A 22,132-nucleotide genomic window follows, 5' to 3' on the forward strand; every position below is an offset into this window, starting at 1 on the left:
CGCACCGGATCTCAAGTAAAATAACCGGTATCCGCCAGGCACCAATAAAATTCAATCAGGAGATGGACATGTCATATCACGACAATCAGGATACTTTCGCACCCAACATGGCGCTGGTGCCGATGGTTATCGAGCAGACTTCACGCGGTGAACGCTCCTACGATATCTATTCCCGTTTATTAAAAGACCGTATTATCTTTTTAACCGGCCAGGTTGAAGATCATATGGCAAACCTGATCGTGGCACAGTTACTCTTCCTGGAAGCTGAGAACCCGGAAAAAGACATCAGTCTTTATATCAACTCGCCGGGCGGCGTGATCACCGCAGGGATGTCCATTTATGACACCATGCAGTTCATCAAACCGCAGGTCAGCACCATCTGTGTGGGCCAGGCCTGCTCAATGGGTTCTTTCTTACTGGCGGCAGGTGCGCCGGGCAAACGTTACTGTCTGCCGAACTCCCGGGTGATGATTCACCAGCCGCTGGGCGGCTATCAGGGACAAGCCACTGATATTGAAATTCATGCTCAGGAAATTCTGAAAGTGAAAGCGCGCATGAATGATTTATTAGCTCACCATACCGGTAAATCCGTTGAGGAAATTCAGCGTGATACCGAGCGTGACCGCTTCCTGTCCGCGAAAGAAGCGCAGGAATACGGTCTGGTTGACCATATTTACACACACCGGTAAGTAACACAGGCACTGCCCGTATCCTGCCGGGCGGCAGGGTACTGCGGTGCTGTGACATTTTTTGCGGCTCACAGGCGGTGAGCTGTACTGATTAAGTGAGGTTTACTGATGACAGACAAACGCAAAGACGGTTCAGGAAAGCTGCTGTACTGCTCTTTCTGCGGAAAAAGTCAGCATGAGGTTAAGAAACTGATTGCCGGCCCGTCAGTGTATATCTGTGATGAATGCGTTGATTTATGCAACGATATTATCCGTGAAGAAATTAAAGATCTGATCCCGGCCCGTGGCAGTGAGCGCAGTGAACTGCCGACGCCTCATGAAATTCGTCAGCACCTCGATGACTATGTCATTGGTCAGGAACTGGCTAAAAAAGTGCTGGCAGTCGCGGTATACAACCACTACAAACGTCTGCGCAACGGCGATAAAACCGCTGACGGTGTGGAACTGGGTAAAAGTAACATTCTGCTGATCGGCCCGACCGGCAGCGGTAAAACCCTGCTGGCTGAAACTCTGGCCCGCTACCTGGATGTGCCGTTCACCATGGCGGATGCCACCACACTGACCGAAGCCGGTTATGTGGGGGAGGATGTCGAAAACATCATTCAGAAGCTTTTACAGAAATGCGACTATGATGTGGAGAAAGCACAGCGCGGTATCGTCTATATTGATGAAATCGATAAAATCTCCCGTAAATCAGATAACCCGTCGATTACCCGTGATGTTTCCGGTGAAGGCGTTCAGCAGGCTCTGCTGAAACTGGTTGAAGGGACTATCGCTGCTGTTCCGCCGCAGGGCGGGCGCAAACATCCGCAGCAGGAGTTTTTACAGGTTGATACCTCGAAAATTCTGTTTATCTGCGGCGGGGCGTTTGCCGGTCTGGATAAAGTGGTCGGTCAGCGTCTGAACACCCGTTCCGGTATCGGTTTCGGTGCGGAAGTGCGCGGCGAGAAAGACAAAGCGACAGAAGGCGAATTACTGGCTCAGGTTGAACCGGAAGATCTGATCAAATTTGGTCTGATCCCGGAATTTATCGGCCGTCTGCCTGTCGTGGCAACGCTCGGTGAACTGAGTGAGGATGCGCTGATTCAGATCCTTCAGGAACCGAAAAACGCGCTGACAAAACAGTATCAGGCGCTGTTCAGCATTGAAGATGTTGAACTTGAGTTCCGCCGTGAAGCACTGATTGCCATTGCGAAAAAAGCCATGAACCGTAAAACCGGTGCCCGTGGTCTGCGTTCCATCGTTGAGGCTGCGTTGCTCAACACGATGTATGATTTACCGTCGATGGAAAATGTCGAAAAAGTGGTTATCGATGAAAACGTGATAACCAACCAGACCGAACCGATGCTGATTTACCGCAAACCGGAAGCTCAGGTTTCCGGCGAGTAACGGAAAGTTAGCGCAGTTGTTATCAATATTAACTAAATGAGGGAATTTTCCCTCATTTTGCTTTTCTTACTAAATAAAGTGTTGAATGTGAGAAATGCATCCCCATATATTGATTATTCTATGGAGTGGAACCCGTGATAACGCGTTTCACGACGTTCCCAACAAGGCGTAAGCTAAACGAAGAGAGTGCTCTATGAATCCTGAGCGTGCTGAACGCATTGAAATCCCGGTACTGCCTTTGCGCGATGTGGTGGTCTACCCCCACATGGTTATTCCTTTATTTGTCGGGCGCGAAAAATCTATCCACTGTCTGGAAACAGCGATGGATATGGATAAAAAAGTGCTGCTGGTAGCACAAAAAGAAGCGTCAACGGATGAGCCGGGCGTCAATGATTTATTTTCCGTCGGGACAGTCGCGTCTGTATTACAGATGCTGAAACTGCCGGACGGCACCGTCAAAGTGCTGGTCGAAGGCCTGCAACGTGCGCATATCAAAACATTAAGTGACAACGGCGATTTCTTCTCTGCCCAGGCAGAGCTGATGGAATCCCCTGTCGTGGACGAGCGCGAGCAGGAAGTATTGCTGCGCACGGCGATCAACCAGTTTGAAGGCTATATCAAGCTGAATAAAAAGATCCCGCCGGAAGTCCTGACATCTCTGCACAGTATCGACGATGTCGCCAAACTGGCTGACACTATCGCTTCCCATATGACACTGAAATTACAGGACAAACAGTCTGTTCTGGAAATGTCAGATGTGGTTGAGCGTCTCGAATATCTGATGGCGATGATGGAATCGGAAATCGATCTGTTACAGGTTGAGAAACGCATCCGTAACCGCGTCAAAAAGCAGATGGAAAAAAGCCAGCGCGAGTACTATCTCAATGAGCAGATGAAAGCTATCCAGAAAGAACTGGGTGAGATGGACGACGCGCCGGATGAAGCAGAAGCGCTGAAACGCAAAATCGAAGAAGCGCAGATGCCGAAAGAGGCAAAAGAGAAAGCCGAAGCGGAATTACAGAAACTGAAAATGATGTCGCCGATGTCAGCGGAAGCGACGGTTGTCCGCAGCTATATTGACTGGATGATTCAGGTTCCGTGGGTCAAGCGCAGTAAAGTGAAAAAAGATCTGCTTAAAGCGCAGGAAATCCTCGACAGTGACCATTACGGCCTGGAGCGGGTGAAAGAGCGCATCCTTGAATATCTGGCGGTACAAAGCCGTATCAGCAAAATCAAGGGGCCTATCCTGTGCCTCGTCGGACCGCCGGGGGTGGGTAAAACCTCTCTGGGGCAGTCCATTGCCCGTGCAACCGGCCGTAAATATGTCCGTATGGCGCTGGGCGGCGTGCGTGATGAAGCGGAAATCCGCGGTCACCGCCGTACCTACATTGGTTCTATGCCGGGTAAACTTATCCAGAAAATGGCAAAAGTTGGCGTGAAAAACCCGCTGTTCCTGCTGGATGAAATCGATAAAATGTCATCGGATATGCGCGGCGATCCGGCTTCCGCACTGCTTGAGGTGCTGGATCCGGAACAGAATATCGCGTTTAACGATCACTACCTGGAAGTGGATTACGATCTGTCCGACGTCATGTTTGTCGCGACATCCAACTCCATGAATATTCCGGCACCGCTGCTGGATCGTATGGAAGTGATCCGTCTGTCCGGTTATACGGAAGATGAGAAACTCAACATTGCCAAGCGCCACCTGCTGCCGAAGCAGATTGAGCGCAACGCACTGAAGAAAACCGAGCTGCATATTGATGACAGCGCGATCCTCGGCATTATCCGTTATTACACCCGTGAAGCGGGCGTGCGCGGACTGGAGCGTGAAATCTCCAAACTGTGCCGTAAAGCGGTGAAACAGCTGCTGATGGATAAGACACTGAAACACATCGAGATTAATCAGGACAACCTGAAAGATTACCTGGGTGTGCAGAAAGTGGATTACGGCCGTGCTGATACTGAAAACCGTGTGGGCCAGGTTACCGGTCTGGCGTGGACAGAAGTCGGCGGTGACCTGCTGACCATCGAAACCGCAGCGGTTCCGGGTAAAGGGAAACTCTCCTACACCGGTTCACTGGGTGAAGTGATGCAGGAATCTATCCAGGCAGCGTTAACCGTGGTGCGTGCCCGGGCGGATAAATTAGGGATCAATAATGATTTCTATGAAAAACGCGACATTCACGTCCACGTACCGGAAGGTGCAACACCAAAAGACGGCCCGAGTGCCGGTACCGCAATGTGTACCGCACTGGTTTCCGCACTGACCGGTAACCCGGTACGTGCGGATGTGGCGATGACCGGGGAAATTACCCTGCGTGGTCTGGTGCTGCCAATCGGCGGTCTGAAAGAAAAACTGCTGGCAGCACACCGCGGCGGCATTAAGACTGTTCTGATTCCGGACGAAAACCGCCGTGATCTGGAAGAAATTCCGGATAACGTAAAAGCGGATCTGGATATTCATCCGGTTAAAACAATAGATGAAGTTCTTTCACTTGCCTTAGTGAATCCTGCTTTTGGTATGGAAGTGGTAAGTAAAAAGGCGTAGGAAATAGTGACCTGCGTCAAGAAGTTCAGATAAATAAAGGGCTGACAGGTACTTTAGGACTTGTCAGCCTTTTTTTGTCCCGCTAATTTAGCGAACATTCTTACGAAACATGCGAAGTCTGCAATCTTGCCAAGAGCGAAAAGGCTTGATATAACGGCTGTGGCTGTCAGGAACATACTTCGTAAATCCGGGCCGAAAATTCTGAAAGGGGATGATAATAGTGAATAAGTCACAATTGGTCGATAAAATTGCTGCAGACGCTAATATTTCTAAAGCTGCGGCTGGTCGCGCGTTAGATGCAATTATTGGTTCAGTAACCGATTCTCTGAAGGGCGGGGATGACGTGGCTCTGGTTGGTTTCGGTACTTTCACTGTTCGTGAGCGTGCAGCACGTACAGGCCGTAACCCGCAGACCGGAAAAGAGATCAAAATCGCCGCTGCGAAAGTCCCGGCTTTCCGTGCAGGTAAAGGTCTTAAAGACGCAGTAAACGGCTGAGTTTTTCCTCAGGCACCGGGATATTTATCTGTCCCGGGCACAAAAACCGTATAAAGCTAAACAGGAAGCGCATCAGAATGATGCGCTTTTTTTTGTTTTAGGGCATAATTTCCCCTGACCTGATTTTTCTTTTACCAAAGCGGAGTTTGGATTTCTTATGATGGAAAACCTGCGCACAGCGGCGAACAACCCTGTGATTAAAATTGTCTTCGCCATCATTATCCTGTCATTTATTCTGACAGGTGTGGGTGGTTACCTCGTCAGCGGTTCTAACTATGCTGCCAAAGTGAACGATACTGAAATATCGGTCCAGCAGTTAGAGCGCGCCTTCCAGGAAGAGCGTAACCGCCAGCAGGCTCAGCTGGGTGATCTGTTCTCGCAGTTAGTCAGCACCGAAGAGGGCGTTAAACAAATCCGTTCTCAGGCGCTGAACCAGATGATTGACACCATTCTGCTGGAACAGTATGCACGGAAATTAGGTATCACCGTCAGTGATGACCAGATTATCAGCGCAATTCGTCAGGAGCCTGATTTTCAGGTTAACGGTCAGTTCAGCCAGCAGGCGTATGAGACATTCCTGTCCCGTAACGGTATCACCGGTGACAACTACGCAACTTATCTGCGCAAGCAGATGATTCAGGCACAGCTGGTTCAGCCGTTTGTGCGTGACTCATTTGTGCTTGATTCCGAAGTGACCAATGCCGCAGCTGTTTTACTCCAGTCACGTACCATCCGTACCGCGACACTGGATCTGGCTTCTGCTCAGGCAAAACAGACCACAACCGATGAAGAGCTGCAGGCTTATTACGCGAAGAATAAAAACAGCTTCATTGCGCCGCAGTCCTTAAAAATCAGTTTTGTTGAGCTGGATGCCGCGAATATCCAGGACAACACATCAGTCACTGAAGAACAGATTCAGGACTACTACGACAAAAATATCCCGCGTTTTACTGTGCCGGCAAAAGGCGAGTACAGTCAGATCACCCTGGCGACGGAAGATGATGCCAAAGCGGTACTGAATGAACTGAAAAACGGGGCGGATTTCAAAACCCTGGCTAAAGAAAAATCCACCGATAAACTGACTGCCCGTAACGGCGGCGTGATCGGCTGGATGGAAGATGCTGCGCTGATCCCTGAAATTAAAGGTGCCGGGCTGACAACCGCCGGTCAGATTTCAGAGGTTCTGAAAGTGGATAACGGCTACGCGATTTTCCGTCTGGATGTGTACGAGCCGGAAACCGTCAGACCGCTGGCGGATGTGAAAGAAGAAGCCACCCGTCTGGCCAAAGGCGAAGCGGCAAGCAAAGCCTTCTTTGACCTCCAGCAGAAAGCCAGTGAAGCTGCTGCGAACGATAACGAATCCCTGATGGGTGTTGAGCAGGCAACCGGCGTTAAAGCTGTACAGACTGACTGGTTTGCCCTGAACAGTCTGCCGGATGCGGTTAACTATCCGGAAGTGTTAAAAGCATTAACGGAAAACAAACTGTTTGATGAGAAAGGACCTTCCGGTGCTAACTCTGACATCATCACCGTTTCCGGTGACCGTGCCTTTGTGATCCGTGTTGATGAATATCGTCCGGAAGCAGTGGAATCCTTTGAAAAAGTGAAGTCAGACATTGACGCGCTGGTGAAGCGCAGCAAAGCGGAAGCCGCGCTGAATGCGGAAGCGGATAAACTGCTGACGGCACTGAAAGAAGGTAAAGGCGACGCCGCGTTAACAGAAGCCGGTGTGAAATTCGGTGCAGAGCAGACTGTTCAGCGCCTGAATCCGTCAGACCCGGTTATCAATGCTGCCTTTACCCAGCCGCATCCTGCGGACGGTAAACCGACCTACAGCCGCACCATTGACGGCAAGGGTAACATTGTTCTGGTACAGCTGGATAAAGTCACAGCCGGTACGGCAACAGATCAGGAAAAAACTGAGCTGCGTACAGTGCTGCGTCAGCAAATGGCGTCCACTGAGCTGGAATCATTACTGCTGAACCTGCGTGCTAACGCAGATATTGATGTGAGAAATATGAACTAAAATTTTTCGATCTGTACCGAAAAATAAAATGTCGTTTTACATCATCTGAAAGGCTGCGTTCGCAGCCTTTCGCATTTCTGTTCTGAAAATCCCCCGGCAGAAAAAATTTTTGCGACACTCCGTTTCGTGCTAAACACAAAAGGAGAAATAGCATGAAAACAAAATGGACATCTGCATTATTATTAACATCAGCACTGTTAACCGGCGGTTTTTTCAGTACTTCCGCACTGGCTCAGGCTGCACCACCGGCAGACAGTGCGCAGGTTCAGCAGTCTGTTGCACAGGAAACAAACCGCATCAGCATTAATACCGCGACTGCGGAAGAACTGGCCCGGGAACTCAGTGGTGTCGGGCCGAAAAAAGCACAGCGGATTGTGGAGTACCGCACGGAAAACGGACCATTTACTTCTGCGGAACAACTGAAGGATGTATATGGTATTGGTGAGCGTATTTTTACGATGAACAGCGATAAGATAGAGTTGTAATATCAGCAGAGGCTGATTTCCCTTCCCCGGGCTGACGGGGAAGGGAATACCGGAAACAGAGTAAAGGGAGAGATATTATGAGCACCACAATTAAAGTGATTGGCTACCATATTGATGCCTTCGGACATGTTAACAATGCGCGTTATCTGGAGTTTCTGGAGGCCGCCCGCTGGGACTGGCTGGAAAGCTACGATGCTTACCGCTGGTTCAAACAGATGGATATCGCCGTGGTGGTGGTGAATATCAATATTAACTACCGGCTGCCGGTGTATGTGGGAGAGCGGCTGGTGATAGACAGCTATTTACAGCACGCGGGGCAGAAAAGCGGTGTTCTCAAACAGATAATTACCCGTCAGGAAGATAAGCAGGTTGTGGCGGATGCGGAAGTGACCTTTGTCTTTGTAAATATGAAAACCGGTAAAGCGATCCCGATTGAAGGGGAGATCCGCGATAAATTTGAGTTGCTGACGGCACCGAAAGAGGACTGATCACCGTCAGAGCAGAAGAGCGCCCGGCGGGTTGCCGGGCGTAACAGGCACTTAATGCAGGCCGGTAATTTTTTTCATGGCGGCCATAACAGCACTGCGATCAGCAAGATAGCTGTCCAGTCCGTTGCGGCGCAGATGGCAGGCGGCGCATTCCCCGCAGCCATCCCCCTGAATGCCGTTATAGCAGGTCAGTGTTTCTGTGCGGACGGTATCCAGTTGTCCGTAATAATCAGCCAGCGCCCAGGTTTGTGCTTTATCCAGCCACATCAGCGGGGTTTCAAAGCGGATATCACGGGCAAGACCGGCGTTGACGGCTTTGTTCAGTGCTTTGACAAACTCGTCCCGGCAATCCGGATAACCGGAAAAATCGGTTTCACAGACACCGGTGATAATCGCTTCTGCATTGACCTGATAAGCATAAATCGCCGTCAGGGTGAGAAACAGGATATTACGGCCCGGGACAAAGGTATTCGGAATATCACTTTGTTCACTTTCACTGAACCCGGGCACCGGGATGTTATCACGGGTCAGGCTGCTGACCGCCAGTTCATTCAGCAGAGAGACATCCAGCACCTTATGTGCCGCTGCACCCAGTTTCAGGCTGAGTTTACGGGCAACGTCTATTTCCTGACTGTGGCGCTGTCCGTAATCAAACGTCACACAATGCACTTCATCATAGTTGCGTAGTGCCTGAATCAGGCAGGTTGTGGAGTCCTGCCCGCCACTGAATACGACCACAGCACGTTTCATCGGTAAACCTCATTATAAAAAGATAAGGTTTATGGTAACGGCTGCATCACCATTTGGGTAGTGTTGCCTGTGCGTCAGTCAGATCGCCGATGTTGTCTGCCACCCACTGCGGGTTGTAATAGGTGTCCGGATAGCGTTCGCCGCTGTCGCAAATCAGTGTCACAATTGAGCCGGTCTGTTGCTGTTCATGCATCTGTTTCGCCAGTTGCAGTGCGCCCCAGACGTTGGTACCGGTGGAGGCACCGGTGCGGCGGCCGAGCAGTTTTTCCAGCCAGTAAAGGGTGGCGATACTGCACTGGTCACTGACTTTGATCACATCATCAATCACGCCCGGGATAAAAGACGGTTCTGCGCGCGGACGGCCGATGCCTTCAATCTTACTGCCGGTATCGCAGCGCAGATGCGAGCATTTCTGATGGTAGCAGTCATAAAAAACAGAGTTTTCAGGATCGACGACAACCAGTTTTGTGTCATGTCCCTGATAGCGGATAAACCGGCCGAGCGTGGCAGAAGTACCGCCGGTACCTGCGCTCATCACAATGTAACGCGGTACCGGATGGGCTTCCCGTGACATCTGACGGTAAATACTTTCGGCAATATTGTTGTTGCCGCGCCAGTCAGTGGCACGCTCGGCATAGGTGAACTGATCCATATAGTGGCCGCCGGTTTCGCGGGCCAGGTGCTCGGATTCTGCATAAATCTGCGCACTGCTGTCCACAAAGTGGCACTGTCCGCCGTAGAACTCAATCTGTTCAATTTTGCGGCGTGCGGTGCAGCGCGGCATCACGGCGATAAACGGCAGGCCGAGCAGACGGGCGAAGTACGCTTCAGAGACAGCGGTGCTGCCGGAGGACGCTTCAATCACCGGTGTGCCTTCGCGGATCCAGCCGTTACACAGGCCGTACAGGAAAAGCGAACGCGCCAGGCGGTGTTTCAGGCTGCCGGTCGGGTGAGTGCTTTCATCTTTGAGATATAATGAAACCCCCGGGTAAACGGGTAATTCCAGCGGGATCAGGTGGGTGTCAGCACTGCGCTGATAATCGGCCTGAATGGCATTAATGGCGGATGTGGTCCATTGGGTTGTCATGTAGTATCTCCTCACGGTCTGTTGATGCATCTTAGCAATTCTGTGAGAGAAAAGGCTTTTTCTATTTTCTGTATCATGCATGATATGGAGAAATTTATTCTCTCTGGTGGTGATATGTTAGATAAAACAGACCGTAAATTGTTACAACTTTTGCAGGAAGATGCTGCATTATCACTGAACACCCTGTCCGAAGCGGTGAACCTGACATCCACTCCCTGCTGGAAACGGCTGAAACGGCTGGAAGATGAAGGGTATATCCGCAAACGTGTGGCGCTGCTGGACCCGGAGAAGCTCGGGCTGGGACTGACGGTGATCGTCATGATCAAGACACAGCACCACAGCAGTGAGTGGTATACTCAGTTTGTGGAATTTGTTCAGCAGATGCCTGATGTGGTGGAGTTTTACCGGATGGCCGGGGAATTTGACTACATGCTGCAGGTCGAGGTGGTGGACATGAAATGCTTCGATCATTTTTACAAAAAACTGGTTAACGGTGTGCCCGGTTTAATTGATGTGACTTCCAATTTTGCGATGGAGCGCATAAAGTACACCACCGCATTGCCGATTCCGGAGAAATGCAAAGCGGACTGATTATTAACCTGAGATGTTATACGGGATCCTGTGAGATTATTTGCCCAATTAAAATGGTATTTCCTCAGTGAATGGCGGCGCTATACCGGTGCGGTCACTTTTCTGATCATTATCGCGGTGTTACAGATCCTGCCGCCGCGCTTTGTCGGCATCATTGTTGACGGCGTGACCAAAGAGACGATGACCACCACCACGCTGTGGGGCTGGGTCGGCGTGATGCTGCTTATCGCACTGGTGATTTATATTCTGCGCTATATCTGGCGGGTCTGGTTATTCGGTGCCTCCTACAAGCTGGCGGTACGTCTGCGTCAGGATTTTTATCAGCAGTTCAGCCGCCAGTCTCCGGCCTTTTATCACCGTTACCGGACCGGTGACCTGATTGCCCGCAGTACCAATGACGTGGACAAAGTGGTGTTTGCCGCCGGAGAGGGGGTGCTGACGCTGGTGGATTCTTTTGTCATGGGACTGGTGGTCCTGCTGACGATGAGTATTGAGATCAGCTGGCAGCTGACACTGCTTTCCCTGCTGCCGATGCCGCTGATGGCTCTGGCTATCAAACGTTACGGGCAGCAGCTGCATCAGCGCTTTAAAACAGCGCAGGGTGCATTTTCCTCCCTGAATAACCACGCGCAGGAAAGCCTCAGCAGTATCCGGATGATTAAAGCTTTTGGCCTGGAAGATCATCAGTCTTCCCGGTTTGAATCCGTTGCGGCGGAAGCCGGACGCAAAAATATGCATGTGGCACAGATAGATGCCCGTTTCGACCCGACCATTATAATGGCTATCGGGATGTCAAACCTGCTCGCGGTTGCCGGCGGCAGCTGGATGGTGATGCAGGGCACACTGACGCTCGGCGGGCTGACCAGCTTTATTATGTATCTCGGGCTGATGATCTGGCCGATGCTGGCATTAGCCTGGATGTTTAACATTGTGGAGCGCGGCAGCGCGGCCTACAGCCGGATCCAATCTCTTCTTGAAACCCCGCCGGTACTGGCGGATGGTACAGAATCCCCGCAACCGGGACGCGGCGAGCTGTCCGTTGCCGTGAATGAATTCTGCTATCCGGAAAGCCGCCGGGCGGTTCTGCATGATATCCGTTTTACCCTCAGACCGGGCCAACTGCTCGGGTTGTGCGGTCCGACCGGCTGCGGTAAATCCACGCTGCTGGCACTAATCCAGCGTCATTATGATGTGACAGCGGGAACCATCTGTTTTCAGGGCAGACCGCTGCCGGAACTGACCTTCGCCGGCTGGCATGCCCGGCTGGCGGTGGTGAATCAGACGCCGTTTCTGTTCTCCGATACTATCGCCAATAATATTGCGCTTGGGCGGCCCGGGGCGACACAGGAAGAAATTGAACACGCGGCCCGGCTGGCCAGTGTTCATGATGATATTGAACGATTGCCGCTCGGTTATGAAACTCAGGCCGGTGAGCGGGGCGTGATGCTGTCCGGCGGGCAGAAACAGCGGATCTCCATTGCCCGTGCTTTGCTGATGGATGCGGAGATCCTGATCCTCGATGATGCACTTTCCGCAGTGGACGGGCAGACGGAATACCGGATCCTGCAAAATCTGCGGCGCTGGGGGGAGGGCCGTACGGTGATTATCAGTGCGCACCGGCTCTCGGCGCTGACTGAAGCCGACAATATTCTGGTGCTGCAACAGGGCGGTATCAGTGCACAGGGGCGTCATCAGGAGCTGATTAATCAGAACGGATGGTATCGCGAAATGTATCATTATCAGCAGTTAGAGGCCGCGCTCGATGAGTGAACAGACCCGCCCGGAAGCGGCAAAAAACCTGTGGCCGTCGCTGAAACGTCTGCTCGGCTATGGCCGTAACTACCGCCGTCCGATGGCCGTTGCCATTGTGATGCTGTGGCTGACAGCCATTGCTGAAGTCGCCGCACCGGTTCTGGTGAGCTATTTTATCGACAATATGGTGGCGAAAAATCAGATTGTCCTGTCAGTGACATTATTGCTGGTGGCCGGGTTTGTCGCCTTACAGATTGCCGCATCGCTGCTGCACTATTTTCAGCTGATTTATTTCAACCAGGCCGCTGTCGGCGTGGTCCAGACACTGCGCGCCGATGTGATGGATGCCGCACTGCGCCAGCCGCTGAGTGCATTTGACACCCAGCCGGTCGGGCAGTTGATCTCCCGTGTCACCAATGACACGGAGATGATCAAAGACCTGTTTGTCAACGTGCTGCCGACGCTGTTCCGCAGCGTGGCGCTGATTGTGGTGATGCTGATTGCCATGTACTCCCTGGAGTGGCGGATGGCGCTGGTGGCAACCGCGATGTTCCCGGCGGTGATGCTGGTGATGTGGATCTATCAGCGGCTGAGCACGCCGATTGTGCGCCGGGTGCGCAGTTATCTGGCCGATATTAACGATGGTTTCCATGAAATTATCAGCGGCATGACAGTGATTCAGCAGTTCCGCCAGCAGGCGCGTTTCGGGGAAAGGATGTTTGCCGCCAACCGCCGTCATTATGAGGTCAGAATGGCGGCACTGCGGCTGGACGGCATTTTGCTGCGTCCGCTGCTGAGCCTGTTTTCGGCGGCGATCCTCTGTGGTCTGATGTTATTGTTCGGGGTTGAGGGCACCGGCGTTATCGGCGTCGGGGTGTTATATGCGTTTATCACCTACCTCGGGCGGCTGAATGAACCGCTTATCACGCTGACATCCCAGCAGTCTGTTTTACAGCAGGCGGTGATTTCCGGTGAGCGTGTTTTTGAGCTGATGGACAGCCCGCAGCAGAAATACGGGGCAGATGATCAGCCGCTGACCGGCGGCAGTATCCGTGTATCACACCTGACATTTGCCTATCAACCCGGAAAACCGGTGCTGCGTGATATCAGTATCGATGTGGCGGAGCACAGTTTTGTCGCCTTTGTCGGGCATACCGGCAGCGGGAAAAGCACACTGGCAAACCTGCTGATGGGCTACTATCCGTGGCAGGCCGGGGAAATCAGCCTCGGTGGGCGTCCGCTGGAACAATTCTCACATAAAGCACTGCGGCAGGGCATCGCGATGGTGCAGCAGGATCCGGTCATTATGGCCGCCTCTTTCCGCGACAATATCACCCTCGGACGGGATATTGATGATGAGCGCATTCACCGGGTGCTGGAGATGGTTCAGCTGAGTGAGCATGTCTCACAGCTTGAATACGGGCTGGATACCGAACTGGGTGAGCAGGGTAACACCTTGTCTGACGGGCAGAAACAGTTGCTGGCCATGGCACGGGTGCTGGTGCAGACCCCGAAAATCCTGATACTGGATGAGGCAACCGCCAATATCGATTCCGGTACTGAGCAGGCTATCCAGAAAGCCTTACAGCTGATCCGCCGTGAAACCACACTGGTGGTGATTGCACACCGACTGTCCACGATTGTCGATGCGGACACCATTTATGTGCTCAACCGCGGCGAAATGGCGGAATCCGGCTCTCACCGGGCGTTACTGGCAGAGAAGGGCCGCTATTACCAGATGTATCAGCTGCAGCAGGTCGGGGAATCACTCAACGCCCCGGAAGAGAACTATACCCCTGCACTATAATTGTGAGATCGTTCACATAAACAGGTGCATGATGCTGTAAAAAAGTGCAATCCCCGCATAACAGGAAAAGGTGTCTGATGAATCAGACACCTTTTTTATTTTTATCTCATTGTAATTAATAGATTTAATTTCCATTCTGCTTATTGGCATCACTTTTGCAATTTGTCCTCAGGACACCAGCAACCTGAAGCGGAGAATGCGATGAAAATGATAATGGCCATCATCAAGCCTTTTAAACTTAATGACGTCAGAGATGCGCTGAACGAAGAGGGTATTCAGGGATTAACTGTACTGGAAGTACGGGGTGCGGGCAGACAGAAGGGGCACACTGAGCTGTACCGGGGGGAAGAGTACAGCACGGATTTTCTGCCGAAGACGCAGCTTACGATTGTTGTGCCTGATGATTCTCTTGATCGCATTATTGAGGCAATTTGCCGCTCGGCATATACCGGCAGTATCGGTGACGGGAAAATATTTGTTTCAGACATTACTCAGGCGGTGCGGATCCGTACCGGTGAACAAAATGATGAAGCTATTTAAACCGCGCGGAGATGCTCAGATGATGAAACGAAAAATGGTCTTGCCTGTTGTGATGTCCGCGGCGCTGCCGCTTCCGGCATTCAGTGCAACGGAAGGAATGGAGCGTGCGGATAATGGTTTTATGCTGATTTGTGCCGCACTGGTGTATTTTATGACACTTCCCGGTATCGCGCTGTTTTACGGCGGACTGGTACGACGTGAGAATGTGTTATCAGTCATGACACAGGTGATTGTCAGCTTCGCGCTGGTGCTGCTGTTATGGGTTTTTTATGGCTACAGCATGGCATTTTCTGACGGAAATGGGGTGATTGGCGGTCTGTCTCATGCATTTCTCAGCGGGATCACGCCTGTCAGTAACAGCGGCAGTATCAGCCAGCTGACACATGTTATTTTCCAGGGCTCTTTTGCGGCAATTACTGTTGCACTTATCACCGGTGCGCTGGCAGAACGGATCAAATTCACGGCCTTTCTGTTGTTCACCGTTATCTGGTTCTCTCTGGCTTATGTACCGATGGCGCATATGGTTTGGGGCGGCGGCTGGCTGGCGGAAGATGGTGCACTGGATTTTGCCGGGGGAACCGTTGTGCATATCAACGCGGCGGTTGCCGGGTTAGTTGGTGCTTACATATTGGGACCGCGCCTGTTACCGGGGAAAACCGCCACCAAACCGCACAGTCTGCCGATGGTATTTACCGGTACGGCGATCCTCTATATCGGCTGGTTCGGGTTTAATGCCGGATCGGCCGGAAAACCGGATGGTATTGCAGCACTGGCTTTTCTGAATACCGTGATTGCGGTGGCGGCGGGCGTGCTGGCGTGGGTGATTGCAGAGTGGTGCATGCGGGGTAAGCCCTCACTTCTCGGTGCGTGTTCCGGCTGTATCGGTGGTCTGGTCGGGATCACCCCGGCGGCCGGGACCGTGGGCGTCGCGGGGGCGATAGTTATCGGCCTTATCAGCGGTATTGCCGGTTATTGGGGCGTCACTGCACTGAAGCGCCGCCTGAAAGCGGATGATGTCTGCGATGTCTTCGGGATCCACGGCGTCTGCGGTATTGCGGGCTGTCTGCTGACCGGCGTGTTTACTGCGTCCGCTCTCGGCGGTACCGGTTATGCAGAAGGTGTCACTATGCTGCATCAGGTATGGATTCAGGCGGAAAGCATCCTGGTTACTGTGCTCTGGAGCGGAGTGATTACTTACATCGCATTCAAATGCGCGGCACTGACAACCGGTGTACGCTGCACAGAAGAAGATGAGATCAGCGGGCTGGATATCAGTACGCATGGTGAACAGGCCTATAACCGCTCATAGCTGAAAAAAAGTAAGCCCCCGCTCACCGATGTACAGCGGGGGCTTTTTTACCGCAGGCGCTTAAATATCCCGCAAGCGCAGAACGCCTTCCTGTACAGTGGATGCAACCAGCACGCCGGTCTGATTATAGAAGTGACCACGGACAAACCCGCGTCCGCCGGACGCTGTCGGGCTTTCCACGGCATACAGCAGCCATTCATCCAGCCGGAACGGGCGGTGATACCACATGGAATGATCAATCGTGGCAATCTGAATTTCCGGCTGCATAAAGCCGTAGCCGTGTGGCTGGAGGGCAGTCGGCAGGAAATTGTAGTCAGAAGCATAACTGAGCAGATACTGATGCAGCGCCTGATCATCCGGTATGGTGCCGTTGGTTTTCAGCCAGGTATAACGCACCGGCGGATTCTCCGGGTTCTGAAACGGGCTGTAAAAACGCACCGGCCGCCATTCAATAGCCTGCTCACGCAGGAACAGTGCCTGCATTTTCGGTGGCAGATTCGCGGCGATCTTGCGGGCAATATCAGTTTCAGAGGCGAGTTCGTCAGGGCCCGGAACTTCCGGCATGGCATTCTGATGCTCAAAACTGCTCTCTTCCCCCTGGAAAGAGGCGGTCATATAGAAAATCGGTTTTCCGTTCTGAATCGCGCTGACACGGCGGGCACTGAAACTTTTGCCGTCACGCAGATTTTCCACATCATAAATAATCGGTTTATGGCTGTCGCCGGGGCGCAGAAAATAGCTGTGGAATGAATGAACGCGGCGATCAGCCGGAACGGTCTGTCCCGCTGCATACAGTGCCTGTCCGGCAACTTGTCCGCCAAAGACCTGCGGCAGGCCGAGATCTTCACTTTGCCCCCGGAATAACCCGTCTTCGAGTTTTTCGAGTGCCATCAGGTTTATCAGATTTTCTAATGCCAGGCTCATGGTTACCCTTATTAAGTATTTTCAGCAGGAACCGGTCATTCTAATCGCTGTCAGTGCAATTGAAAAATGATAAACCGCCGTTATGTGCGGTTCCTGACCGGCAGAGGTATGTCGTTGTGTCAGTAGTGTGTAAAAATACAGCGGTCAGCACCGGTTGCCTTGCTATTTCAGTGCTGATCCCGGATAATGGCACAGCCTCATTATTGAGGGTTCCTATGGGGGCTTTGTTGGTTCTCCCGCAACATGAACTTGTTAACTCGGTCAGGTCCGGAAGGAAGCAGCCATAGCAGGGGAATTGTGTGCCGGGATGTCGCTGGCAAGGCCCCCACCCATTTCTGTTGTACCCGTCTCTGTGATTATCCCGTTATTGATACCGTTTGCCTCTGTCTGCACAGCGAGTTTCTCCCGTTATTCATCCGGCGCATATTATTCATATATTCATAATTTAACATTATCCCTGTCCGCACAAACTCCGGCATTCAGCGGGCAACATCAGATATAAGGATATAGCAATATAGGTAAAATTTGTTTTATGTTCTTAGTGTAAAAGAGAGAGTTTCACATAAAATCGCATGTTCAGGTAAAAATCTTATTTTTGATTTAACCCATTATAGTGGTAAACAGTGAAAATGAAATTTTCGCTATACATTGAGTTTAATAAATGGGTATCGTCATTTAATAATCTGGTGAGTGAAACAAACATAAAATATATGCTTTTGTTATAAATTATATCTGTATCGTAATATACGTAAAGAATAGCGGGATAAATAGCGGGCATGATCGGAAGCCAAAGTCAGTCAGCTGTGCCTTTGGCCCGGGATCACTAAAAATAAGACTATTGCCTGAAAGAGAGGCGGTTACAGCAGTTTGAATTAACGGACAAATTTCCAGACAGATGCCGGGATTTTGTCATACAGTTTATTCATGGTTAATTCGGCCAGACGATGATCGGCTGCTGAATAAAAAACCTCCAGCTCATCATCAGTCAGTTCATATTTGTTTTTCTCAATGACACGTTCCAGTGTTTCAATAGAAGTGCACTTACGTAAGCGCATGAGATAGTCCAGTTTAGTCATCATATGTTATCTTCTTGCTGAGTTGTTAGTACGCAATATACTGATATATAAGTCTGTATTCCGTTAGTGGACAAGATGCCCCTCGCTGGTCAGCATGCTGCTTACCAGTGATGCCATCTTCTTCCATTCCTCAACGTCATTAAACGAAACTTCCATCTGACCAAACAGCGCGTAAGTTTCATCGATGTATTCATCGACAAATGAGATGAGATCCTTATTTTGTGTATGTTTTATCTTAAAACTCCAGGCCACGTCAGCAATGTAACCTAATAATTCGTTAAGTTTTAAGTTTGAATCTGAGGCTAAATCATTAACCCAATAATTATTGCTTCTGATGAGGGTTTGTGTGCCTTCACGGCAAAGTTCATCACACAGATACTTCAGTACCGCAATATCGTAATTTCGTGGAGAATACTCGTCCATAATCACCTCCTGAATGTAACCGGGAATGATAAGGCGCTGAAAAACGTTAAATTATAATTAACACATGAGTAAGTTATTACGTTATCGACGTCGGTGTATTATATATATCATCAGCCTTTAGTTATAAATAAAGGTAATGTAAAGTTCCGTTCAGCACAAGCGGATAACCAGACGCTGATTACGTGTTAATCTGTTTCAGTCAGTGAACGTGATGTTCCGGAAAAAGATGTGAATAAAAAGGTCTGAGTTAACCCTGTTAGTAATATAACACTATTTCCGCTCTTGTCACTAGCCAAAATACAAAAAAAGTAAATTTAAATGCAGAATAAATGCGCTGATACACAGGTTATAATTACTCATCTGCTTAAATTTACTGAATTTTTATGGGAAAGGGCAGGTGATGAATCATAACGTGTTATGACAAAACCTTACATTTGCAAAATGTTATAATTTACATTCATCTATTGTTTATTTAAGTTTTTCTTACTCAAATTTAAAAATATTCATCATGTCAAAAAAATAAAAAAGGTCACTAATGTGACCTTTTTATGTTTAAGCAGGATTAAAATCCGTCAGGACTATCGCTCTTTTGCGTTACCGCATGAGCATGCTCAATGTCCTCATTCTTCTTACTGAAGCGGCGGCGGATAACCACATAGAAGACCGGTACGAAGAAGATAGCCAGTGAGGTTGCGGCGATCATACCACCGAACACACCTGTACCTACGGCGTTCTGTGCACCGGAACCGGCACCGTTACTCAGGACTAACGGAATAACCCCGAGCATAAAGGCCAGTGATGTCATCAGGATAGGACGCAGACGCATCTTAACGGCTTCCAGTGTTGCTTCAATCAGCCCTTTACCTTCTTTCTCCATCAGGTCTTTGGCGAATTCCACAATCAGGATGGCGTTCTTCGCCGACAGACCGATGGTTGTCAGCAGGCCGACCTTGAAGTACACGTCGTTTTCCAGCCCGCGTGCATGGGTCAGCAACAGCGCGCCGATAACCCCGAGCGGAACGACCAGCATAACAGAGAACGGAACCGACCAGCTTTCATATAACGCTGCCAGACAAAGGAAGACGATAATGAGTGAGATGGTATACAGCGCAGGCGCCTGGTTACCGGACATTTTTTCCTGATAAGACATACCTGTCCACTCAACGCCGAAGCCAGGCGGCAATTCTTTTGCCAGGTCTTCCATCAGGTTCATCGCATCACCACTACTTTTACCCGGTGCGGCACTCCCCTGAATCTGCATAGCCGGTAAACCGTTGTAACGCTCCAGACGTGGTGAACCAAATGACCACGGATCTTTCTTCGTATCAACAAAGGCGGAGAACGGAACCATCTGACCGTTGTTATTGCGGACATACTGTTCAGAAATATTCTGAGGAAGCATACGGAATTGTGCATCACTCTGAATATAGACTTTTTTGACACGTCCGCGATCGATAAAGTCGTTGACGTATGTTCCGCCGAACATGGTGCTCATTGTCGCATTGATAGTGCTGATGTCCACACCTAATGCTTCAGCTTTCTGCTGATCAACATAGAGATGATACTGAGATGTATCTTCCATCCCGTTCGGACGAACCTGAACCAGCATATCCGGATGTTTGCCTGCAAGTCCCAGTAACTGGTTACGGGCCTGAGTCAGAGCTTCATGTCCGTGGTTGGCATTGTCCATCAGTTCAAGGTCAAAGCCGCTGGATGTGCCGAGCTCAACAATTGCCGGAATGTTGAACGCATAAATAATTGCGCCTGAATTCTGGCTGAATTTCGCGTTGGCACGGCCGACAATAGCTTCCACTTTATCTTCTTTCGCTTTACGTTCATCCCAGTTTTTCAGGACAACGAAAGCCAGACCCATGTTCTGTCCCTGACCGGCGAAACCGAAGCCGTTAACGGTAAAGGCAGATTCCACCACATTCTTCTCAGTATTAATGAAGTAATCACTGACTTCATTAAGGACAACCTGAGTCTGTTCCTGTGTGGAGCCCGGAGGTAACTGAACCATGGCAAGGAATACCCCCTGGTCTTCTTCCGGTAAGAAGGAAGACGGCAGACGGACAAACATCACAATCATGGCTGCAACCAGCACAACATACAGCAGCAGATAACGACCGGTACCGCGCAGCATGCGACCCACGCTGTCAGTATAGTGGTGAGTCTGTTTCTCAAAGATCCGGTTGAACCAGCCGAAGAATCCGGTCTGAGCACCGTGGCTGCCCTGTTTGATAGGCTTCAGCATGGTGGAACACAGGGCCGGTGTCAGAATTAATGCCACTAATACTGACAGGATCATGGCTGATACGATAGTTACAGAGAACTGACGGTAAATTGCCCCGGTTGAACCCCCGAAGAACGCCATCGGAATAAATACCGCAGAAAGCACCATGGCGATACCCATCAGGGCACCCTGAATCTGCCCCATCGATACTTTTGTGGCTTCTTTCGGCGGCAGGCCGGTTTCCTGCATAACACGTTCAACGTTTTCCACCACCACGATGGCGTCATCCACCAGCAGGCCGATGGCCAGCACCATCGCGAACATCGTCAGGGTATTTATCGAATACCCGAAGGCGGCAAGAACGGCGAATGTACCTAATAACACGACCGGAACAGCGATAGTCGGGATCAATGTTGCACGGAAATTTTGCAGGAACAGATACATCACCACAAACACCAGCATGATTGCTTCGACCAGTGTTTTCACCACTTCGAAAATGGAGATTTTAACGAATGGTGTTGTATCGTATGGATAAACAACCTGCATTCCGTCCGGGAAATACGGCTGCATTTCAGCCAGTTTTTCACGAACTGCGTTTGCTGTATCCAGGGCGTTGGCCCCTGTGGCAAGTTTAACCCCGATACCGGCAGATGGTTTACCGTTATAACGCGCGATAATCCCGTAGTTCTCTGCACCGAGTTCCACATAAGCAACGTCTTTCAGACGGACAACAGAACCGTCAGTATTCACGCGCAGCATGATTTCCTGGAACTGCTCAGGAGTATTCAGCCGGGTCTGTGCAATGATCGATGCGTTCAGACGCTGATCTTTAACAGAGGGCGTTCCCCCGAGCTGACCGGCAGCAACCTGGTTGTTCTGAATTTTAATCGAATTGATAACATCGACAGTGGTCAGGTTGTACTTCACCAGTTTATCGGGATCGAGCCAGATACGCATGGCGTACTGGGTACCGAAGAGCTGGGTTTCCCCCACACCGGTTACACGGCTGAGCGGGTCTTTCACGTTTGAACCGACATAGTCCGCAATATCATCCTGCGTCATGTCTTTATCATCGGAAATAAACGCGGCAACCAACAGGAAGGAGCTGGTTGATTTCTGAACCGTAATCCCCTGTTGCTGCACTTCCTGCGGCAGTAACGGCATAGCCAGCTGCAGTTTGTTCTGTACCTGAACCTGGGCAATATCCGGATCGGCGTCAGCTTCAAAGGTCAGCGAGATACTCATGTTACCTGCTGAGTCACTGGTTGAAGACATGTACACCATTTTGTCGATACCGTTCATGTTCTGTTCGATAACCTGGGTTACCGTATTCTGAACCGTCTCGGCATCCGCACCCGGATAGGTTGCGGAAATCGAAATCGCCGGCGGGGCAACAGTCGGATACTGTGCCACCGGCAGTTTCATGATCGCCAACAGACCTGCAAGCATGGTAATAATGGCGATTACCCATGCAAATATCGGTCTTTCAATAAAAAACTTTGGCATGAATCACTGA

The 22,132-nt window shown here is 50.7% G+C and carries 18 protein-coding genes and 1 other RNA gene; 13 read left to right on the top strand and 6 right to left on the bottom strand.

All coding sequences use genetic code 11. From position 1 onward, the window contains the following. Positions 1–68 precede the first annotated feature (68 nt). The 7 genes from clpP (at position 69) to X965_RS00995 (ending at position 8,124) form a co-directional block, all read left to right on the top strand. Entirely contained in the window at positions 69–689 is a 621-nt protein-coding gene (gene clpP, locus X965_RS00965; protein ID WP_004240392.1) for an ATP-dependent Clp endopeptidase proteolytic subunit ClpP, read from the top strand. Positions 690–797: 108 nt separating this feature from the next. Further along, entirely contained in the window at positions 798–2,078 is a 1,281-nt protein-coding gene (clpX, locus tag X965_RS00970) for an ATP-dependent protease ATP-binding subunit ClpX (protein ID WP_004236456.1), read from the top strand. A 193-nt stretch (positions 2,079–2,271) separates the two neighbouring features. Then, positions 2,272–4,629 carry an endopeptidase La gene (gene lon, locus X965_RS00975; RefSeq protein WP_024474593.1) on the top strand — a complete coding sequence of 786 codons (2,358 nt, stop codon included), beginning with the start codon at positions 2,272–2,274 and terminating at the stop codon, positions 4,627–4,629. Positions 4,630–4,849: 220 nt separating this feature from the next. Beyond that, positions 4,850–5,125, top strand: a complete 276-nt coding sequence (gene hupB / locus X965_RS00980; RefSeq protein ID WP_004240390.1) for a nucleoid-associated protein HU-beta — start codon at positions 4,850–4,852, stop codon at positions 5,123–5,125. Between the two features lie 157 nt (positions 5,126–5,282). Further along, positions 5,283–7,151 (top strand): peptidylprolyl isomerase, encoded by a 1,869-nt coding sequence (ppiD, locus tag X965_RS00985; protein WP_004236459.1) that lies wholly within the window; start codon positions 5,283–5,285, stop codon positions 7,149–7,151. A gap of 152 nt (positions 7,152–7,303) precedes the next feature. Further along, a complete protein-coding gene (locus tag X965_RS00990; protein ID WP_004236460.1) occupies positions 7,304–7,636 on the top strand; it encodes a helix-hairpin-helix domain-containing protein in 333 nt (110 codons plus the stop codon). A gap of 77 nt (positions 7,637–7,713) precedes the next feature. Beyond that, positions 7,714–8,124 (top strand): thioesterase family protein, encoded by a 411-nt coding sequence (locus tag X965_RS00995; RefSeq protein ID WP_004236461.1) that lies wholly within the window; start codon positions 7,714–7,716, stop codon positions 8,122–8,124. A 51-nt stretch (positions 8,125–8,175) separates the two neighbouring features. Here X965_RS00995 and queC read toward each other — a convergent pair whose 3' ends face one another. Together queC and X965_RS01005 are read right to left on the bottom strand one after the other, a co-directional pair. After that, positions 8,176–8,874: a 7-cyano-7-deazaguanine synthase QueC gene (gene queC / locus X965_RS01000; RefSeq protein ID WP_004236462.1), complete on the bottom strand. Its 699-nt coding sequence runs from the start codon at positions 8,872–8,874 to the stop codon at positions 8,176–8,178. A 46-nt stretch (positions 8,875–8,920) separates the two neighbouring features. Beyond that, positions 8,921–9,961, bottom strand: a complete 1,041-nt coding sequence (locus X965_RS01005; protein ID WP_004236463.1) for a PLP-dependent cysteine synthase family protein — start codon at positions 9,959–9,961, stop codon at positions 8,921–8,923. 114 nt (positions 9,962–10,075) lie between these two features. Between X965_RS01005 and X965_RS01010 the strand changes: the two genes are divergently transcribed. From X965_RS01010 to amtB, 5 genes are all read left to right on the top strand, one after another. Further along, complete coding sequence (locus X965_RS01010; RefSeq protein ID WP_024474599.1) at positions 10,076–10,552, top strand: Lrp/AsnC family transcriptional regulator; 477 nt, start codon at positions 10,076–10,078, stop codon at positions 10,550–10,552. Positions 10,553–10,582: 30 nt separating this feature from the next. Next, positions 10,583–12,322, top strand: a complete 1,740-nt coding sequence (locus tag X965_RS01015) for a SmdA family multidrug ABC transporter permease/ATP-binding protein (RefSeq protein WP_036416661.1) — start codon at positions 10,583–10,585, stop codon at positions 12,320–12,322. Next, on the top strand, positions 12,315–14,111 hold the full coding sequence (locus tag X965_RS01020) for a SmdB family multidrug efflux ABC transporter permease/ATP-binding protein (RefSeq protein ID WP_004236466.1): 1,797 nt from the start codon (positions 12,315–12,317) through the stop codon (positions 14,109–14,111). Before X965_RS01015 ends, X965_RS01020 begins: the two co-directional genes overlap by 8 nt. A gap of 201 nt (positions 14,112–14,312) precedes the next feature. Beyond that, entirely contained in the window at positions 14,313–14,651 is a 339-nt protein-coding gene (locus X965_RS01025; RefSeq protein WP_004236467.1) for a P-II family nitrogen regulator, read from the top strand. A gap of 19 nt (positions 14,652–14,670) precedes the next feature. Further along, entirely contained in the window at positions 14,671–15,960 is a 1,290-nt protein-coding gene (gene amtB, locus X965_RS01030) for an ammonium transporter AmtB (RefSeq protein WP_015422958.1), read from the top strand. Between the two features lie 60 nt (positions 15,961–16,020). Here amtB and tesB read toward each other — a convergent pair whose 3' ends face one another. Beyond that, a complete protein-coding gene (gene tesB / locus X965_RS01035; RefSeq protein WP_032097922.1) occupies positions 16,021–16,884 on the bottom strand; it encodes an acyl-CoA thioesterase II in 864 nt (287 codons plus the stop codon). Positions 16,885–17,109: 225 nt separating this feature from the next. On the opposite strand from tesB, the gene ffs reads away from it, so the two are divergent. Further along, an RNA gene (ffs, locus tag X965_RS18810) (signal recognition particle sRNA small type) lies at positions 17,110–17,206 on the top strand. Positions 17,207–17,756: 550 nt separating this feature from the next. Here ffs and X965_RS01040 read toward each other — a convergent pair. The 3 genes from X965_RS01040 to X965_RS01050 form a co-directional block, all read right to left on the bottom strand. Next, the gene (locus X965_RS01040; RefSeq protein WP_024474604.1) at positions 17,757–17,960 is read right to left on the bottom strand and encodes an HHA domain-containing protein; all 204 of its coding nucleotides are present in this window, start codon (positions 17,958–17,960) and stop codon (positions 17,757–17,759) included. Between the two features lie 63 nt (positions 17,961–18,023). After that, the gene (gene tomB, locus X965_RS01045) at positions 18,024–18,383 is read right to left on the bottom strand and encodes an Hha toxicity modulator TomB (protein ID WP_004236473.1); all 360 of its coding nucleotides are present in this window, start codon (positions 18,381–18,383) and stop codon (positions 18,024–18,026) included. A 562-nt stretch (positions 18,384–18,945) separates the two neighbouring features. Then, positions 18,946–22,122, bottom strand: coding sequence for an efflux RND transporter permease subunit (locus tag X965_RS01050; RefSeq protein ID WP_015422956.1), 3,177 nt, complete (start codon positions 22,120–22,122; stop codon positions 18,946–18,948). Positions 22,123–22,132 lie beyond the last annotated feature (10 nt).

Source organism: Morganella sp. EGD-HP17 (genome assembly GCF_000512315.2).
GTDB lineage: Bacteria > Pseudomonadota > Gammaproteobacteria > Enterobacterales > Enterobacteriaceae > Morganella > Morganella morganii.

What these genes read in the sequence shown, in the direction of transcription:
- clpP (WP_004240392.1), top strand. Translation starts at nt 69, where the DNA reads ATGTCATATCACGACAATCAGGATACTTTCGCACCCAACATGGCGCTG.
- clpX (WP_004236456.1), top strand. Translation starts at nt 798, where the DNA reads ATGACAGACAAACGCAAAGACGGTTCAGGAAAGCTGCTGTACTGCTCT.
- lon (WP_024474593.1), top strand. Translation starts at nt 2,272, where the DNA reads ATGAATCCTGAGCGTGCTGAACGCATTGAAATCCCGGTACTGCCTTTG.
- ppiD (WP_004236459.1), top strand. Translation starts at nt 5,283, where the DNA reads ATGATGGAAAACCTGCGCACAGCGGCGAACAACCCTGTGATTAAAATT.
- X965_RS00990 (WP_004236460.1), top strand. Translation starts at nt 7,304, where the DNA reads ATGAAAACAAAATGGACATCTGCATTATTATTAACATCAGCACTGTTA.
- X965_RS00995 (WP_004236461.1), top strand. Translation starts at nt 7,714, where the DNA reads ATGAGCACCACAATTAAAGTGATTGGCTACCATATTGATGCCTTCGGA.
- queC (WP_004236462.1), bottom strand. Translation starts at nt 8,874, where the DNA reads ATGAAACGTGCTGTGGTCGTATTCAGTGGCGGGCAGGACTCCACAACC.
- X965_RS01005 (WP_004236463.1), bottom strand. Translation starts at nt 9,961, where the DNA reads ATGACAACCCAATGGACCACATCCGCCATTAATGCCATTCAGGCCGAT.
- X965_RS01010 (WP_024474599.1), top strand. Translation starts at nt 10,076, where the DNA reads ATGTTAGATAAAACAGACCGTAAATTGTTACAACTTTTGCAGGAAGAT.
- X965_RS01020 (WP_004236466.1), top strand. Translation starts at nt 12,315, where the DNA reads ATGAGTGAACAGACCCGCCCGGAAGCGGCAAAAAACCTGTGGCCGTCG.
- X965_RS01025 (WP_004236467.1), top strand. Translation starts at nt 14,313, where the DNA reads ATGAAAATGATAATGGCCATCATCAAGCCTTTTAAACTTAATGACGTC.
- amtB (WP_015422958.1), top strand. Translation starts at nt 14,671, where the DNA reads ATGATGAAACGAAAAATGGTCTTGCCTGTTGTGATGTCCGCGGCGCTG.
- tesB (WP_032097922.1), bottom strand. Translation starts at nt 16,884, where the DNA reads ATGAGCCTGGCATTAGAAAATCTGATAAACCTGATGGCACTCGAAAAA.
- X965_RS01040 (WP_024474604.1), bottom strand. Translation starts at nt 17,960, where the DNA reads ATGACTAAACTGGACTATCTCATGCGCTTACGTAAGTGCACTTCTATT.
- tomB (WP_004236473.1), bottom strand. Translation starts at nt 18,383, where the DNA reads ATGGACGAGTATTCTCCACGAAATTACGATATTGCGGTACTGAAGTAT.
- X965_RS01050 (WP_015422956.1), bottom strand. Translation starts at nt 22,122, where the DNA reads ATGCCAAAGTTTTTTATTGAAAGACCGATATTTGCATGGGTAATCGCC.